This is a genomic window from Mycobacterium simiae (assembly GCF_008370645.1).
GTDB classification, from domain to species: domain Bacteria; phylum Actinomycetota; class Actinomycetes; order Mycobacteriales; family Mycobacteriaceae; genus Mycobacterium; species Mycobacterium simiae_A.
On record NZ_VTZN01000003.1, the window covers coordinates 1 to 16,400 of the forward strand.

A 16,400-nucleotide genomic window follows, 5' to 3' on the forward strand; every position below is an offset into this window, starting at 1 on the left:
GCCGACCTCGTGGCAACGAAGCTGACCGACGCGCTGAAGCTGCACGATGCGCAATGCACGACCACGTCTTGGTCCCAGCATGCCGACCACGTGGCCCAAGCCGAACGGCTGCTCGGTCAGCTTGAGGCCGACGGGTTCACCGGTTTGGTGGTGCTCACCGCGCCCCAGAACGGCAACCCCGACGACGAGTCCCCCGTCCGTGGCGCTGAATACGTCAAGCATGTGGCTCGCATCACCCGCGTGCTCCCGGAGTCCCTGGGGCAGATACCCCGACTGTATGTCGTGACCATAAACGCCCAAACAGTGCTGGCCGACGACCGCGCTAATCTCGAGCAGGGCGGATTGCGCGGCCTGCTGCGGGTGATCAGCGCCGAGCACCCGCCGCTGAAAGTCACACACATCGACGTCGACGAACAGACCGGCGCGGAGCAGCTGGCGCGCCAAATGTTGGTGGCTACCGAAGAAGACGAGACCGCCTGGCGCAACGATAACTGGTACACCGCGCGACTGAGCCTCACTCCGCTGCGCCCCGAAGAGCGCCAAACCACCGTAGTCGACCACCAACACCATGGAATGCGGCTGCAGATCCGTACGCCCGGTGACCTGCAAACCTTAGAATTCACGGCGTTCGACCGAGTCCCCCCGGGGCCGGGACAAATCGAGGTTGCCGTCAACGCATCCAGCGTCAACTTCGCCGATGTCCTCGTCGCGTTCGGCCGATACCCCAGCATCGATGGGGAGATGCCAAACATCGGTATGGATTTCGCCGGCGTGGTAACCGCGGTCGGACCCGGGGTCACCGCTCATCGAGTAGGTGACCATGTAGGTGGCTTTTCCAAGAATGGTTGTTGGGCCACTTTCGTCACCTGTGATGACCGCGTGGCGGTAACACTACCGCCGGGCTTAACTGACGACCAGGCGGCCGCGATAAGCACCGCCCACGCCGCCGCCTGGTATGGCCTGCATGACCAAGCCAGGATCACCGCCGGTGACCGGGTGTTGATCCACTCCGCCACCGGCGGCGTCGGACAGGCGGCGATCGCAATCGCCCGCGCCGGCGGAGCCGAGATCTTCGCCACGGCGGGCAGCGAGGAACGTCGACAATTGTTACGCGACATGGGCATTGAGCATGTCTATGACTCGCGTAGCGTCGAGTTCGCCGAGCAGATCCGTCGCGACACCGACGGCTACGGGGTCGACATCGTACTCAACTCTCTGACCGGTGCCGCACAGCGCGCCGGGCTAGAGCTGCTGGCCATCGGCGGACGCTTCGTCGAGCTTGGCAAGCAGGACGTCTACGCGAACGCCCGGCTGAGGCTGCTCCCGTTCCGGCGCAACCTCACGTTCCACTATGCCGACCTGGCGCTAATGGCAGAAAGCCACCCGCAGCGGATCGCCAACCTACTGGGCACGGTGTATCGGCTCGTCGCAGACGGTGAGTTGCCGCTACCGGTAACTACTCATTACCCGCTTCGCGATGCGGCCACAGCTATCCGCATGATGAGCGCAGCAGAGCACACGGGCAAACTCGTGCTCGACGTGGCGCACGAAGGGCAGAGCAATGTGGTGGTACCGCCCCACCTGGCCAACGCTTTCCGGAGCGACGGCTCCTACATCATCACCGGCGGCCTCGGCGGCCTGGGACTCTTCATTGCCGAAAAGATGGCCAGCGCCGGTGCCGGCCGCATCGTGCTCACCTCCCGCTCTCGGCCCAATGCAAAGACGCTGCAGACGATCGAGCTCATCCGGGCGATGGGTGCCGACATCGCAGTGGCGTGCGGCGACATCGCGCACGCCAGCACTGCGGAGCGTTTGGTGGCGGTGGCCACCACCACCGGGCTTCCATTGCGAGGCGTGGTGCACGCCGCTGCAGTGTTCGAGAACGCCATGCTGACTAACCTGACCGACCATATCCTCGAGCACAACTGGACTCCAAAGGTCTACGGTGCGTGGAACTTACACCAAGCCGCGGCCACTCAGCCGTTGGATTGGTTCTGCTCGTTCTCATCGGCGGTCGCCCTGCTGGGCTCACCCGGGCAGGCCGCCTACGCCGCGGCTAACAGCTGGCTCGACGCGTTCACCCATTGGCGCCGCGCCCAGGGCCTGCCCGCAACCTCGATTGCTTGGGCATTGTGGGCCGACGTCGGCCGCGCCGCCGCGATCCGGGCCGAGATCGGCCAGGACATGGCTCTTCAAGAAGCCGGCGAAGGCACCGCCTTCGCTCACTGGCGCGACACCGCTATCACTGCCGACGAGGGCGACTACGCGTTCCAGGCGCTGCTGCGCCACGACCGCGCATACGCTGGCTACGCCCCGATGAACCCATCACCGTGGTTGACTGCCTTTGCACAACGGAGCCCATTCGCGGAGAGGTTCCAATCCCTGAGTCAAAGCCGTTCGGACACAAGCAAGTTCCTCGCTGAGCTAAACCAGCTGCCACAACAAGAATGGCCAGCCCGGCTCCGGCGGCTGCTCTCCGAAGCAATCGGCCTGATTCTGCGCCGCACCATCGATGCCGATCGTCTGCTGACCGAGTATGGCCTTGACTCGCTGAGCAGCCAGGAACTGCGCGCCCGCATCGAAGCCGAAACCGGGATACGCATCACCGCCACCGACATCAACACCACCGTGCGGGGCCTGGCGGATCTGATGTACGAAAAGTTGGCCCCCCCAGGGGATGCGCCGGCACCCGTCTAACGTCAAAGTGTCTGCTGTACTCCTGGAGGCTCGGTTCCGCTAATGAAATTTGTCTTCGCAGTCCATGGAACTCGCGGTGACGTCGAACCCTGCGCCGCAGTAGGTATGGAGTTGCAGCGGCGGGGGCACGAAGTGCAGATGGCGGTCCCGCCCAACCTGATCGGATTTGTCGGGTCCGCGGGACTGACTGGGGTCGCCTACGGGCCGGATTCCGAGGAACAGATAAACGCGGTCGCGACTGTCGTTCATAGCCTCAGCAAGGCGCAGAATCCCCTCAACCTGGCCCGCGCCGGCAAGGAGCTGTTCATCGGGGGCTGGGTGGAAATGGGAAGGACGCTGGCTGCGCTGGCCGACGGGGCCGACCTGTTGATGACCGGCCAGACGTACCACGGCGTCGTCGCCAATGTCGCAGAGTATTACGACATCCCGGTGGCAGCGCTGCATCACTTCCCGATGCAGGTCAACGGTCAGCTCAGGGTTCCGTTGATACCGACGCCCCTGATGCGCCCCGCGGTGGTGCGGTCGACGATGAAGGCGATGTTTCGGCTGTACACCTACGTCAGCAAGGAGGTCGAACGCGCGCAGCGCCATGAACTGGGCCTACCACCGGCGGCTGGCCCGGCGGCGCGACGCATTGCCGAACGCGGAGCCCCAGAAATTCAGGCATACGACCCGGTCTTGTTTCCCGGACTTGCCGAAGAGTGGAACGGCCAGCGGCCCTTCGTCGGCGCCCTGACGATGCAGTTGCATGCCGAACCCAACGAGGAACTCGAATCGTGGATCGCCTCCGGTACACCGCCGATCTACTTTGGCTTCGGCAGCACACCAGTCCAATCCCCCACCGAGACGCTCGCCATGATCTCAGATGCCTGCGCGGAGCTGGGCGAACGAGCCCTGATCTACTCCCCCGCGCACGGCTCTGGCGACACCCCGCCTGCTGAGCACGTGAAACTTGTTGGCTTGATCGACTATTCGGTCATCCTTCCAACCTGCCGCGCGGTCGTCCACCACGGTGGTGCCGGCACCACCGCCGCGGGCCTGCGCGCCGGAATGCCCACGTTGATTCTCTGGGATGTGGCCGATCAGCCGCTGTGGGCGGGCGCGGTCCAGCGGCTGAAAGTGGGCTCCGCCAAACGCTTCACTAGCATCACCCGCAAGTCGCTGCTCAAGCAGCTGCGCACCATTCTTGCACCGGAGTACGCGCAGCGGGCCCGCAACATCTCCACTCAGATGAGACAACCGGGCCCCGCGGTCGCCGCGGCCGCCGATCTGTTGGAGGAATCAGTGCGGGTGCGCACCTGAGCTGTGTTCGCCCCGACCAGATCAGCACGCCCGTCCAAGGTTGTGGTCGTCGAGTTACCGGTTTGGATGGCGGCCCGGGCCACGCTTTAGATGCCCAAGAAAGCGCCTGAACTGCATGTTTGCTGCGGCGCGTATCGTTCGCAGCCGACGTAACGACCACATCACGGTTAATGAGGAATTTGTCATTCCCCCGCGCGAACTGTGGTCCGCTTGTACGGTTGTTGAGGTGTCGGGGCAGGCAAGATCACATGACGACGCCAAACCCGGGGGGATCTTCGACCGGGTAGGCGACTTTGTCGTCAAGTTCCCCTTGTTGGTTATCGGATCGTGGATCGCGGTTGTCGCAGTCCTGGTGCTGGGCTTTCCTCCCCTGCAGGCCCAGGCCGCCAAGCGCGAGCAGAAGCCACTGCCGGACGAAGCGCCGACCATGATCGCACAGCGAGACCTCAATAACGCGTTCCATGACAAGGGTGGCGGCTCCCTGCTGATGGTCATCCTGATCAACCCGAAGGGGTTGACCGCCGCCGACGAGGACACCTACCACAAGCTGATCGAAAACCTCAAGGCCGACACCGCAGACAAGATGTCGGTCCAGGACTTCCTGGGCACCAAGGAACTTCGCGAGATCTTCGAGAGCAAGGACCATAAGGCCTGGAACCTCGCGATCAACTTCCCCGGTGACGCACCGGCGCCCGAGACGCAAGCGGCGCTCAGAAACGTTAGCGCGATCGTCAAGAAGACGGTCGCGGGAACCTCGCTGACCGCCCACCTGAGCGGGCCGGTGGCCACCGTCTCCGACCTGCAGAAGCTCGGCGAGGAAGACGTGCGGATCATCGAGATCGGCACCATCGTCAGCGTGCTGCTCATCCTGATCATCGTTTACCGCAACCTGGTCACGATGATGATCCCGCTGGCCACCATCGGTGTGTCCATCGTGGGCGCGCAGGGCCTGCTCTCGGCGCTGACCGAGTTGGGCTTGGTCGTCAACATCCAGAGCATCGTCTTCATGACCGCGGTGATGATCGGTGCCGGGGTGGACTATGCCGTCTTCCTGATCAGCCGCTACCACGACTACGTGCGGCAAGGCGAAACGTCTGATGTTGCGGTCAAAAAGGCGTTGATGTCGATCGGAAAGGTCATTACCGCATCCGCGGCCACCGTGGCAGTCACGTTTCTCGCAATGATCTTCACCAAGCTGGAAGTGTTCTCTGCGGTAGGCCCGGCAATCACCTTCTCGATCATCGTGACGCTGCTGGCCGCGACGACCTTTTTGCCCGCGATCCTGGTGCTCATCGGACGACGCGGCTGGATCAAGCCGCGCCGGGACCTGACCACCCGCTTCTGGCGGATCACAGGTACCCGCATTGTGCGTCGCCCAGTAATCCACCTGATCGGCAGCCTGATCGTGCTGGCGATCCTGGCCAGCAGCGCGAGCCTGATCAGGTTCAACTATGACGACCTCAAGACCGTCCCGCAGGACGTGGACAGCGTGCAGGGCTATAACGCGCTGAACCGGCACTTCCCGATGAACTCGATGACGCCGATGGCCCTCTTCATCCAGTCACCGCGCGACCTACGGGAACCGGCCGCCCTGGCCGACCTCGAGATGATGTCGCGCCGTATTGCCGATCTGCCCGACATCGTGATGGTGCGCGGCCTCACCCGGCCCAACGGGGAACCGCTGAAAGAGACCAAGGTGTCGTTCCAGGCAGGCGAGGTCGGCGGCAAACTCGGTGAGGCGTCCAACGCGATAACCGAGCATGGCAGCGACCTGGACAACCTCGCCGGCGGCTCCCGCCAACTGGCGCAGGCTTTGGCCGAAGTGCGATCGCAAGTCAACGACGCCGTGACCAGCTCAGCCGGGCTTGTCCAAATGCTGCAAAACATGCTCAACCTGATGGGCGGCGACAAAACTATCCAACAGCTCGACAACGCGTCCCAGTACGTCGGGCGCATGCGGGCGCTCGGGAACAATCTGAGCGGGACCGTCCAGGATGCCGAACGAACCGCGGTCTGGGCCAGCCCGATGGTGACAGCCCTCAATTCCAGCCCGACGTGCAACGCCGACCCTGCCTGCGTGCGGTCTCGCTCGCAGCTGGCCGCGATCGTCGAATCCGGAAACAACGGACTACTGCGGTCGATCGCAGCGTTTGCGGTAACCCTCCAGCAGACAGAAGGGTTCCAGACGCTGGCACAAACAGTGGGCAAACTGGATGCGCAACTGAAGCAGATCGTCGCCACTCTCAAGGCGGTGAAAGGTCTCCCCAGCACGTTGTCGAACATGCAGGCGGGTGCCGGTGCTCTCGCTGATGGCAGTGCGGCCGTCGCCGATGGCGTGCAGGCACTGGTCGAACAGGTCAAGAAGATGGGCGGCGGACTCGACGAGGCCTCCGATTTCCTGCTGGGGATGAAGCGCGACGCGGAACGGCCGAACATGGCTGGCTTCAACATTCCGCCGCAAGTTCTGACGCGCGACGACTTCAAAAAGGGCGCGCTGCTGTTCCTCTCGCCCGATGGGCATGCGGCGCGCTACCTGGTGCAAAGCGCTCTCAGCGGGTTCAGCACCGAAGGCATGGATCAGGTCAACAAGATCCTGGAAACGGCCCGGTCGGCGCAACCAAATACGGAGTTGGCGGATGCCAAGGTGAGCTTGTTGGGCGTTCCGACCGGGCTGCGTGACACCCGCGACTACTACAACAACGACATCCTGTTCATCGTCATCGCGACCATCATCATTGTGTTCTTGATTCTGGTCGCGCTGCTGCGAGCCATCATCGCACCGCTCTACCTGATCGGCTCGGTACTGGTCTCCTTCTTGTCGGCGCTTGGCCTGGGCGTCATCGTTTTCCAATTGATCCTGGGTCAGGAAATCCACTGGAGCCTGCCCGGATTGTCGTTCATTCTGTTGGTCGCGGTCGGCGCCGACTACAACATGCTGTTGATCTCCCGAATACGAGACGAGTCCCCGCATGGTGTGCGGGTAGGCGTCATCCGCACGGTGGGCTCGACCGGTGGCGTGATCACCTCTGCCGGTCTGATCTTCGCCGCGTCGATGTTCGGTCTGATCGGTGCCAGCATCAATACGATGGCCCAGGCCGGTTTCACCATCGGCATCGGGATCGTGATCGACACCTTCCTGGTGCGTACGGTCACGGTTCCCGCCATGGCCGCCTTGATCGGCCAGAAGAACTGGTGGCCGTCCAAGCTGGGTCGGCAAGACGGAAAAGGCAAGCAGCGCAAGAAGTCCAAGTGGGAAGCGCAGACCGACGTGTGGCTCACCCGGGCCAAACACGTTGCCAGCGCCAAGGCGCCTGCTCCGGCGGCCCCGCCACCCAAACCGAAGGCTGTCCGCAAAGCGCCGGCGTTGTCCGCTGCCAGCACCATCGAGCTACTCCCCGGACACGCGCTGCCGCTGTTCGGTCGCACCACCATGCCGGCCTACGACCTGCCGAAGTGCGCGTCAAAAAACAAGCGCAAGTGCAACGACGCCGGCATCGGCAAAGAACCGGTTGACCGTCTCCTCAACCACTCGCTACCGCTCTTCGGACTCGCCGGTCTGCCGGGCTACCAGCAGTTGGAACGAGGGTCAAACGGGGACATCGACGCGCTGCGGCCGAAGCACGACACGCCGGTGATCACCTGACGCTACGGGGGCCGCCGCGGAAGCGCACCGCCACACTGACACCAGGCAGGCGACACGCCCACGCAGGGGTACGTGACTTCAATTTCGATGCAGTATTAGCTAGGCATCCAAACGGGCGAACTTGGCCTGGCGGTACAGTTCGACACACTGCGCACGCCGTACCTTGCCGCTGGTGGTCACCGGTATCGAACCTTGCGGCACCAACACAAGGTCCGCGACGCTCAGCCCGTGCGACTTCGAGATGGCCGACGTCACTTTACGTTTGACATAGCCGAGCCGTTCAGCCGCTTCCTCGGCGGATTCGTTTTTCTGCCTGAATTCGATAATGGTGACCAGCTTTTCGATTCCGTCCATGGGAACCGCAATCGCCGCACACCGGTCCGGACTGATCGCCTGGATCGTCGCTTCGATGTCGTCAGGCGAATGATTCTTCCCGTAGACGATCAACAAGTCTTTGAGGCGACCGACGATGTAAAGCTCACCGTCGGAGAGGAATCCAGAATCTCCCGTCCGCAGCCAGGGACTTTCTGGTGTGCCGTCCGAAGGATTGGCAATCGCTGCGCCAAACGTGCGCGCCGACACATCCGGCTTCTCCCAGTACCCTAGGGCGACGTTCTGGCCGTGCACCCATATTTCGCCTACGGTTCCCTCCGGGCACTGGATGCGGGTGTCGGGATCGACAATGCGAACTAGCTGTGTATCCACGGTGCCGTAGCTGACCAACGGTGCGGTGCAGTCATTTTCGGCTTCGACCGGTACCGCTTGCCCCTCGGGCAACCGCTGGGCATCGAAGTCGACAATCTTGGGCGGTTCGCCCGCTTTGCGGGTCGCCACAAACACCGTCGCCTCTGCCATTCCGTACGCTGGACGGATCACCTTCGGATCGAGACCGAACGGGACGAACCGATCGATGAAGCGCCTGACAGAGACCGGTTGAACCCGCTCGGCCCCGCTGACGATGCCGTGGATATCGCCAAGATCCAGACCCGCCAAATCTTCATCGTTGGTCTTGCGGGACGCCAAATCGTAGGCGAAATTCGGCGCGGCACTGAAGGCGAGCGGGTTACTGCCCAGCAGTTGCATCCATCGGGCAGGCCGCTGCAGGAAATGGATCGGGCTGGTCAGCTTGGCTGGAATACCACCCAGAATGGGAAGAATGATGCCAAGGATGAAGCCCAAGTCGTGATAGAACGGCAACCACGACACGACGGTCGATCCCACCGGGGCGACCTTCCCGTACTGCCCGTAGAAGCCGCTCATAATCTGCTCGAAATTGGCGAACATGTTCTCATTCGAGACCATGACGCCGGCCGGCGTACGGGTGGAGCCAGATGTGTACTGCAGATAGAGCGGGTTGGCTTGTTCATATTTGGCGCGAGCGGCCGGCCCCGGCCGTCCATCCAAGTCCAGCGTGTCGACTTGGATAATCGCGGTGGGGTCCTGCCCGGGCCGTGGTACGACATATTCCCTGACGTTGTCGACCACCGACGACGCCGTGAGGACGACCGCCGGCGACGTGTCGGCCATCACCGAAGTCGTGCGCTCATCGTGGGCGCCACCCTGCGGAACCGAAAGCGGTACAGCGACAAGACCGGCGTGCAGCGACGCGAGAAACCCGACGACGTAGTCGAGGCTCTGCGGTGCCAAGATCAAAGCCCGGTCCCCGGTCGATCCATGCTGCGCGAGCTGCGCGGCGAGATTGAGCATACGGCGGTACAACTGCGACCACGTCAGCGTAATTTCAACGCCGTCCGAGGATTGTTCGTAGTCGATAAATGTGAGCGCAATGTCGTTGGGCTGCAGACTTGCACGCTCGCGCACCACATTAGGAAGTGATGATTCAACCACGGCCATCAGACTACCTTCATAAAGGATATTGCATTCCAAGTACCGGAACTTGCCGATCGCCCGTAAGCAGGCGGACGTGCGCCTTCCCACCGCCAACTGAGCTCGCTGCTCGGCCTTCCCCCGACCCGAGCCCGATGACGGCTCAACCCCAGGAAGGTGTCATTCCGAGCGGGTGCTCCAACCTCGGTCAGCTGGATCCGGCCGTCAATCGCACGGACGGCAACGAGGCCGGCTCTCTAACGTACGGGCGAGTGACCGGGCCCGGCATCAGTAAGCGCAAGCGGTCTCCCGGGAAGGTTTTCGTCACCATCGTGGCATGCCGGCCGGGCAGCACAACTCCACAGCTGAGCTGTGGGAACTGGTGTCCAGTACGTACGCGGAGTCCGGCCTGAAGGCAAAAATCGACTGCGAGTCAGCTGGGGGCTGCTCAGAGACGGGTTATGCCCTGGTACAGGAATGTGACTCCGGTTATCAGCAGCATGGTGAGGATGATCTGACGGTGGTAGGTGGTCAACCACGCGTTGAGTCGATGCAGCAAAGCTTCGGTCTGACGGGGCTTCACCAGTAGAGCGACCAGTGGCACCTCGATAACCGTCAGCACCAACAGTATGAACACTACGAACGCGCTGACCTGCGTGCCAAGAGCCGCCCCCGACCCCATGATGACGGTCATCGCGGTCACGGTCTCGACCGGAGGGGCCGAGGAGGTAAGACCGACGACAAAAGCCGGCCAAACAAAGCCGGGGCGCGTGAGCATGTTCTGGCTCACTTCACCCAATCGGTAGATCATGCTCGCAATTCGGCCGTGTTGCACGGGCTCGAGGGCGGCCACACCGCCTGGAGCATCACCGCCGCCGACACCGGCCAGTACCCGTGCGCCGGCCCGCTGACGAGCCGCCATGTGGATCGCCCCCCCCAGCGCAATCAGGCCAAGTACTACCTGAAGACGGGGCCCTTCCAGGATGACGACCGCCGACCTGGCCTCATTGATCGCGGCAAGTGACCCGTTGATGGCCACCAGCGCGATATCGCGCAACACCACCAGTACCACGAAGGCAAGACCGAAGGCCGCTACCATGCCACCCAGCCAAAAGGCGAACAGGTTCAGCAGCGGGCGGCGCCGTGTAACACAGACGAGGGCGAGGCCAAGCCGAATGGGGTCGGTCGCCATGACCAAGCCGATGAATATGACTGTGTTCCACATCAAGGGGGACGTTACTGGGCTGGGCTGTATCTCGTGGCGTTACTGGCGAATTGGCTCAAATTCGCCCTCGGCACCGGATCGGCAACCGGTCACCCCCTCATTGCAGAACAGATCGCCCCGATCCCGCGACATGTGACCGGCATCACCGCCGCCCAGCGCCCTGAGCAGGCGGCCACACCCGCGCGGCCTCAGCAGCTACCAGTTTGTCGCGCGCAGGCACACCATGGGCCCTGGGCACTGGCGGCCATCCGGAGTTGCCGCAGGCCGCTATGCTGGGGCGGCTTTGCCTGATAGGCCGGCTGTGCTGCACGTCGACGAAGGGGCTCGCACGCCATGCGTTCCAATGATGTTGACGATTCGCCCGCGCCCCCCAGGGTGTCGGTGTGCGTACCGATGTACAACAACAGCGTGTCAATCGCGCGTTGTCTGCAGAGCATCGTGGATCAGCAGGGAATCGAGTTCGAGATCGTAGTCGTCGACGACGCTTCCCCAGACGGGTGTGCCGCCATCGCCGCGACGATGCTCAGAAGCGGCGACCGCCTGGTAAGTAACGGAACTCGGCTCGGGCTTAACGGCAACCACAACAAGTGCATCGAGCTCGCGCACGGCGATCTCATCCAATTCGTACACGGCGACGACTGGTTGCTGCCCGGGGCACTACAGACACTCGCGGCATGTTTCGACGACCCCGGCGTCGGGCTTGCTTTCGCACCCCGACGTGTGTTGAACGCCGACATCCCATGGTGGCTACGGACGCTCAGCAAGCCACACGTTTTCTTTGTGAAGTTACGCGCATACAATCGGGGAACCTCGTTAGTCACTCAGATGATGCTGATGGGTGCGGGCAGCAACTGGATCGGCGAACCGACCTCGGTGATGTTCCGGCGCCAGCTGGCGCTGGATGTGGGATGTCTTCGCGACGACATCTATCAGCTCGTCGACCTGGATTTCTGGCTACGCCTGATGCTGCGATCGGCAGTCTGTTTTGTGCCGCAACAACTGTCGGTGCGCAACCAATCGGCAGCCACGGAATCTGCACGTAACACCAGGACCCAGCGCAGCTGGCTTGATCAGCTTCGCATCCTCACCTGGCTGATCGTGGATCCCGCGTCCACCAATGCGATTCGGATCAGCGCTACGGGGTGGTGGGCAGTCATCTGGCTGCTGCAGTTCCTGATGATCGCCGTGTTCGGACCGGATCGCGGCCTACGCCTTAGAAGCCTTACCCGGGCACCGGTTCAAGAGTTCGCGCGCGCCCGGCGGCTACGCGACCGTGTATCGAGTTTGCCGACCTGAGGTCAGGGCGCTTGCAGTCAGCGCGAACGGCGGCGCAGGTCTTCCTTGAAGTTCAGGATTTCATCGATGATCTTGTCCTGCAGAACGGTCTTGCGCGAAGGCGTTACCCAGGCCGGCTCGCCACAGCCGAGCCGGTCGACGTTCGACTCGATGAGTTCGTAGGGATAGTCGGTGTGCTGCTCGATGAAATCTTGCAGATATGGCATGGAGTGATGCCAGGGCGTGTTGTAGCGCGGCAGGATCGTCTTGAGAAACGGAAACCGCAAGTGCTCGATCAAGCCGTCCCAGAAGTAGATGGTGTTGTTCAGGGGTGGGCCGGTGAACCTGATCGCCCATTGGTGCTCGGGCGCAAGCCCGTAAGTCTGTTTGATGGTGGCGGCCGAGACGTATGGCTTGAGCCGCAGCCCGGCATTGCGGGCGCGCCTGGATATGCCAATCTCGTAACGCAAGATCAGGATCCGCTTGTCGACGACATATTGGAAGCGACTCCAGAAATCGTTCAAAAAGGGGCGGGTGCGCGCATTGAGATCCCATGCCAGGAAAAATGACTGCAGGTGGGAGCCCAGCTGCTCCTTGCTTTCGATGGCGCCGTACATGTCGGCGCCGTGAAACGTGTTCCACATCTCTTCGAGGGGAAACAATGGACCATACACGCTGTCGTTGGCGACGACGAAACGGTCGAATTGGTCGAGCGACCAGCCGTACTCTCGCATGATGCACCATGCCAGGTGCCACGAGCCGAAGTCCAGGGACAATGTCTCCCGGGTATAGATGCCGGTACAGAATTGGCGGACCGGAGCCAGCGAATCCGTTGTGAGGCTGGGTGACCCGGAAACGAAAATTATCGTTGCACCCAGGTCATACAGCGCTTCCAAGTAGTAGCTGACGTAGGGGTCGACGATTCCCTGAGGATCAAAGTGCGCGAACAGGATCAGCGTGCGCCGACCGGACGGTGGCTGCGCGGGAAGTTCTTGGTGGGTTTCACAGATGAAGCCCAATGCGCCGCCATTCCGACGGTAGCGCCGCGCGGCTCTCGCGCGCGCGGAGTGAGAGCTCAGCGCGTCGACGAGTTTCACAAATTCTCCACGGTATTGCCCTCGGGACCGAGTCCGACGCTGCAATCATCACACGCTGTGGGCCTCAAGCCATGACCGGATTCGTAATATGGTGTCGCTCGGCCTGACCCAGCTCGCGGCTCCGAGGCCGAGCCTGTCGACGTTCGATTGAATGAGGCCGTACGGGTAGTCAGTGTGCTGCTCGATGAAATCACGCAATTCCGCTATCGAGTCCTGCCAGGGCGTGTTGTGCCGGGGCAGGCTGGCTTTGAGAAAAGGGAAGCGCAGGTGCTCGATCAAGCCATCCCAGTAGTAGATGGTGTTGTTGATGCCACGCTTGCGGGAGAGGATCTTGGACCGTGGATGCCCTTGTCGCGCATAGGTTTCCTTGACCGCAGCGGCAGAGGCAAAGGGCTTGAGGCTGAGGCCGGAGTCGCGGGCGCGAGCGGAAATACCGACCTCGTACTGCCGAATAAGCAATAGCTTGTCGACGACGTACTGGAAATCATCCCAGAAGTCGTTGAGGAAGGGGCGGGTGCGCCGGTTGAGGTCCCAGGCCAAGAAGTAGGACTGCAGGTGCGGCTGCTGTTGGGTACTTTCGCTGGCACCGTACATGTCGGCACCACGAAAGGTACCCCACATCTCTCCCAGGGGGAACAGCGGACCGAACACGCTGTCGTTGGCGATGACGAAACGGTCGAACTGATTAAGCGACCAGCCGTGCTGCCGCATGATGCACCACGCGAGGTGCCATGACCCGAAGTCAAGTGACAAGGTCTCACGTGTATAGATGCCGGCACAGTAGTCGCGGATCGCATCGACCGAGCCGGGAGTGAGGTTGGGTGCACCGGACACGAACACGATCGTGGCGCCCAGGCCGTGCAACGCCTTCAAGTAGTAGACAACGTACGGGTCGACAATTCCCTGTGCATCGAAGTGTGCGAACAGAATCAGGGTTCGCGGCCCCGACGGAGGCTGTGCGGGAAGCTCCAGGTGGGTTTCGCAGATGAAGCCGATCGCGTCGCCGTCTTCGCGGTACCGCTCGGCAATCCGATAGGCGGCGCGCTCGGTTTCGTTGCGCATCCGGTTGAGGAATGCTCGAGTGATTTCAGACGCGTGGTGCGTCATCATTCGCAAGCGATGCCGTTCTCGGGATTTTTTTGGCAAGCGCGAAGAAATCCGTCTTAGTGGTCGTGATATCCACGATCTCAAACCTAAGGTGGTCCAGCATCCGCTCGATCAACGGGACATCAAACACATGGTGATGAAGGGTCCGGTTTTCAAAGTTCTTCAGGCTTCGTTGCCTAAAATGCTCCAAGTTACCGGCAGGCGGGTCCATTGATAAGTCGTGAAGTGCCAAAATCTCCTCTAAATGGGTGAGATCGTCCTCTCCGACGTCGTGATTGAAGTCATCCAACAAATGCTCGAACTTGGTTACCGGCCGACGATGATCGAAGTTACTTTCTTTCTTGGGAAGAACGAGTATAAGTGCTCCACCGGGCTTGATCACCCTCTTCCACTCGGTGAGGGCTTTGATGCCGTTGGCCACGTGTTCCAGGCAGTTCGACGACAACAGAAAATCGTAACGGTTGGTGGGGATCTCGCTCAGGTTGACGGCTTCGGAGATGAACTGGCGACCAGACTTTCCGGCGTAATAGTTGAAATCATTGCCGGCGCTGATGCTGCCTTCCCACACTGTGTCGGTAGCAAAGTTGACCCCGTCCAGTCCCCCAATGAACGGATATAGCGGCAGTATTGTGCTGAACAGCGCGCTCGGACCACCGATCTCGATCCCGTATTTGCTCTCCACAAATGGCACGTATTTCTGACGAACCGGCAACTGCCATCTCGCGTATTTCAAAACATAGTAGAGGTCTGCCGGTGATCTCGGTGCGAATTCTTTGACTGCTCGCCGCATCTTCTTCCTTTTCGATCACAAAGATCTGATCAGAGCGCTTGATTCGGATATCGCCACGAGGCCGTGCGATGCATGCCGACGCCGGGCGGCGTGGTCGCAACTCGTAGCACATTGAGCGCTAGTTTCATCAACATACTCCCCCAATTCTCGACGACAGGGCGCCGAACCCTCTGCCCCCAACGTCTTCCCGTCGCAGGAAGTTTCGCAGATTTACCGGTCGTTGTGGCGAGAATTCCGCGATTAGCCGGTTGACCACGGTATCCGCGCCGGTGCCGCATCACCCGGCAGGCAACGAGCCGGCGGAGCCACACGCTGCGCCGGTGGTTCGGGAGGCACGAGCAGCGCCACGCAGGATTGCTCATAGCCAAGTCTCAGGGAACCGGGGAAGTCGAAGTGAGCCAGACTGCAACCGTCTAGCATGACCGTAACCTCACCGGGGAGGCAGATGAACATAACTGTTTGGCATTCCATAGGGAGAACAAATGTTGCTCGGTGACATTCCTGTTCGCGGGCGATGCGAGGATTCACTCCACGTATGCGCAGATACTGTTTCATGGCTTGCCATGAAACAGAGCCGGCTTGGCGTACATCAAGTAGCGTCATGAATTTTCGTGAAGTCCAGCAAGCGATCGGCTGGAAACGCGCGAAACTTAGGCTCGGATTGCATGCGGTGTTGTCGCGAACTTACGCACAAGACGGTCTGGTCAGCGTGCATACGCACGCATTTATGCAGGACCCGGCGTTCGTTAGGGCTTACGCTCGGGGGGTCAAGGCGATCGGAGGCACCGACGACTATCGGATCCATTGGCGTGCCCATATCGCGCTGTGGGTCGCCTCGATAGCGTCGCGACTGGACGGCGATTTTGTCGAATGCGGTGTCAACAAAGGGTTTATGAGCAGCGCTATCATGGAATATTTGGATTGGAATGCGCTCGACCGTGACTTTTACTTGTTAGACACCTTTGCTGGGATGGATGAGCGATTCGTGGCCGCCGACGAACGTGACGTTGCGCTGCAACACAATACGGACAACCTGGAAACCGGTTTCTACGTCAAGGGAGCAGATTCGGTGCGGGCGAATTTTGCGGAATGGCCTCGCGCGCACATCGTGGAGGGTGTCGTTCCGGAAACCCTTGCACAAGTACCGTCGCGCCACGTCGCCTATCTGCACCTCGACATGAACTGCGCTCCCCCGGAGATCGCGGCGCTCGAGTACTTCTGGGACCGCCTTGTCCCGGGCGCAACGGTCCTGCTCGACGACTATGCCTACCGCGGCTATGAGCCCCAAGGGGTCGCAACCGACGAGTTCGCCCGGGCGCATAACGTGACAGTGTGCGCACTACCCACCGGCCAGGGTTTGCTCATCAAACCGCCCTCGCGGGTGCACTCCCCCGGCCAGCCGTAAGATCGCCCGCCATCGGCGTGCCGCATCATGCC

Annotated in this window: 10 protein-coding genes; 5 read left to right on the top strand and 5 right to left on the bottom strand. The window is 61.6% G+C overall.

Annotated features, from left to right (window positions below; all coding sequences use genetic code 11):
* The 3 genes from F0Q45_RS01085 to F0Q45_RS01095 all read left to right on the top strand — a co-directional run.
* A partial coding sequence (locus tag F0Q45_RS01085) for an SDR family NAD(P)-dependent oxidoreductase (protein WP_149652144.1) occupies positions 1-2,697 on the top strand: 2,697 nt, incomplete at its 5' end.
* Positions 2,698-2,739: 42 nt separating this feature from the next.
* Positions 2,740-3,999 carry a glycosyltransferase gene (locus F0Q45_RS01090; RefSeq protein ID WP_149652145.1) on the top strand — a complete coding sequence of 420 codons (1,260 nt, stop codon included), beginning with the start codon at positions 2,740-2,742 and terminating at the stop codon, positions 3,997-3,999.
* A gap of 115 nt (positions 4,000-4,114) precedes the next feature.
* The gene (locus tag F0Q45_RS01095; RefSeq protein WP_149652146.1) at positions 4,115-7,642 is read left to right on the top strand and encodes an MMPL/RND family transporter; all 3,528 of its coding nucleotides are present in this window, start codon (positions 4,115-4,117) and stop codon (positions 7,640-7,642) included.
* 99 nt (positions 7,643-7,741) lie between these two features.
* Here the strand turns inward: F0Q45_RS01095 and F0Q45_RS01100 are convergent, their stop codons facing one another.
* Both F0Q45_RS01100 and F0Q45_RS01105 read right to left on the bottom strand, forming a co-directional pair.
* Positions 7,742-9,496 carry an AMP-binding protein gene (locus F0Q45_RS01100; RefSeq protein WP_149652147.1) on the bottom strand — a complete coding sequence of 585 codons (1,755 nt, stop codon included), beginning with the start codon at positions 9,494-9,496 and terminating at the stop codon, positions 7,742-7,744.
* A 421-nt stretch (positions 9,497-9,917) separates the two neighbouring features.
* Positions 9,918-10,694: a GAP family protein gene (locus F0Q45_RS01105; RefSeq protein ID WP_149652148.1), complete on the bottom strand. Its 777-nt coding sequence runs from the start codon at positions 10,692-10,694 to the stop codon at positions 9,918-9,920.
* Between the two features lie 333 nt (positions 10,695-11,027).
* Between F0Q45_RS01105 and F0Q45_RS01110 the strand changes: the two genes are divergently transcribed.
* A complete protein-coding gene (locus F0Q45_RS01110) occupies positions 11,028-11,990 on the top strand; it encodes a glycosyltransferase family 2 protein (protein ID WP_149652149.1) in 963 nt (320 codons plus the stop codon).
* Between the two features lie 17 nt (positions 11,991-12,007).
* On the opposite strand, the gene F0Q45_RS01115 is transcribed toward F0Q45_RS01110, so the two are convergent.
* The 3 genes from F0Q45_RS01115 to F0Q45_RS01125 are packed head-to-tail and all read right to left on the bottom strand — an operon-like array spanning position 12,008 to position 14,963.
* Positions 12,008-13,066: a rhamnan synthesis F family protein gene (locus F0Q45_RS01115; RefSeq protein ID WP_188112738.1), complete on the bottom strand. Its 1,059-nt coding sequence runs from the start codon at positions 13,064-13,066 to the stop codon at positions 12,008-12,010.
* A 48-nt stretch (positions 13,067-13,114) separates the two neighbouring features.
* Entirely contained in the window at positions 13,115-14,128 is a 1,014-nt protein-coding gene (locus F0Q45_RS01120) for a rhamnan synthesis F family protein (protein WP_188112739.1), read from the bottom strand.
* A gap of 25 nt (positions 14,129-14,153) precedes the next feature.
* Positions 14,154-14,963 (bottom strand): methyltransferase domain-containing protein, encoded by an 810-nt coding sequence (locus tag F0Q45_RS01125; protein ID WP_149652152.1) that lies wholly within the window; start codon positions 14,961-14,963, stop codon positions 14,154-14,156.
* Between the two features lie 601 nt (positions 14,964-15,564).
* Between F0Q45_RS01125 and F0Q45_RS01130 the strand changes: the two genes are divergently transcribed.
* Positions 15,565-16,368 carry a TylF/MycF/NovP-related O-methyltransferase gene (locus F0Q45_RS01130; RefSeq protein WP_149652153.1) on the top strand — a complete coding sequence of 268 codons (804 nt, stop codon included), beginning with the start codon at positions 15,565-15,567 and terminating at the stop codon, positions 16,366-16,368.
* The last annotated feature ends 32 nt before the right edge of the window (positions 16,369-16,400 follow it).

Coding starts and splice junctions, on each gene's coding strand:
- F0Q45_RS01090 (WP_149652145.1), top strand. CDS start 2,740: ATGAAATTTGTCTTCGCAGTCCATGGAACTCGCGGTGACGTCGAACCC.
- F0Q45_RS01120 (WP_188112739.1), bottom strand. CDS start 14,128: ATGCGCAACGAAACCGAGCGCGCCGCCTATCGGATTGCCGAGCGGTAC.
- F0Q45_RS01100 (WP_149652147.1), bottom strand. CDS start 9,496: ATGGCCGTGGTTGAATCATCACTTCCTAATGTGGTGCGCGAGCGTGCA.
- F0Q45_RS01095 (WP_149652146.1), top strand. CDS start 4,115: ATGTTTGCTGCGGCGCGTATCGTTCGCAGCCGACGTAACGACCACATC.
- F0Q45_RS01110 (WP_149652149.1), top strand. CDS start 11,028: ATGCGTTCCAATGATGTTGACGATTCGCCCGCGCCCCCCAGGGTGTCG.
- F0Q45_RS01125 (WP_149652152.1), bottom strand. CDS start 14,963: ATGCGGCGAGCAGTCAAAGAATTCGCACCGAGATCACCGGCAGACCTC.
- F0Q45_RS01105 (WP_149652148.1), bottom strand. CDS start 10,694: ATGTGGAACACAGTCATATTCATCGGCTTGGTCATGGCGACCGACCCC.
- F0Q45_RS01130 (WP_149652153.1), top strand. CDS start 15,565: ATGAATTTTCGTGAAGTCCAGCAAGCGATCGGCTGGAAACGCGCGAAA.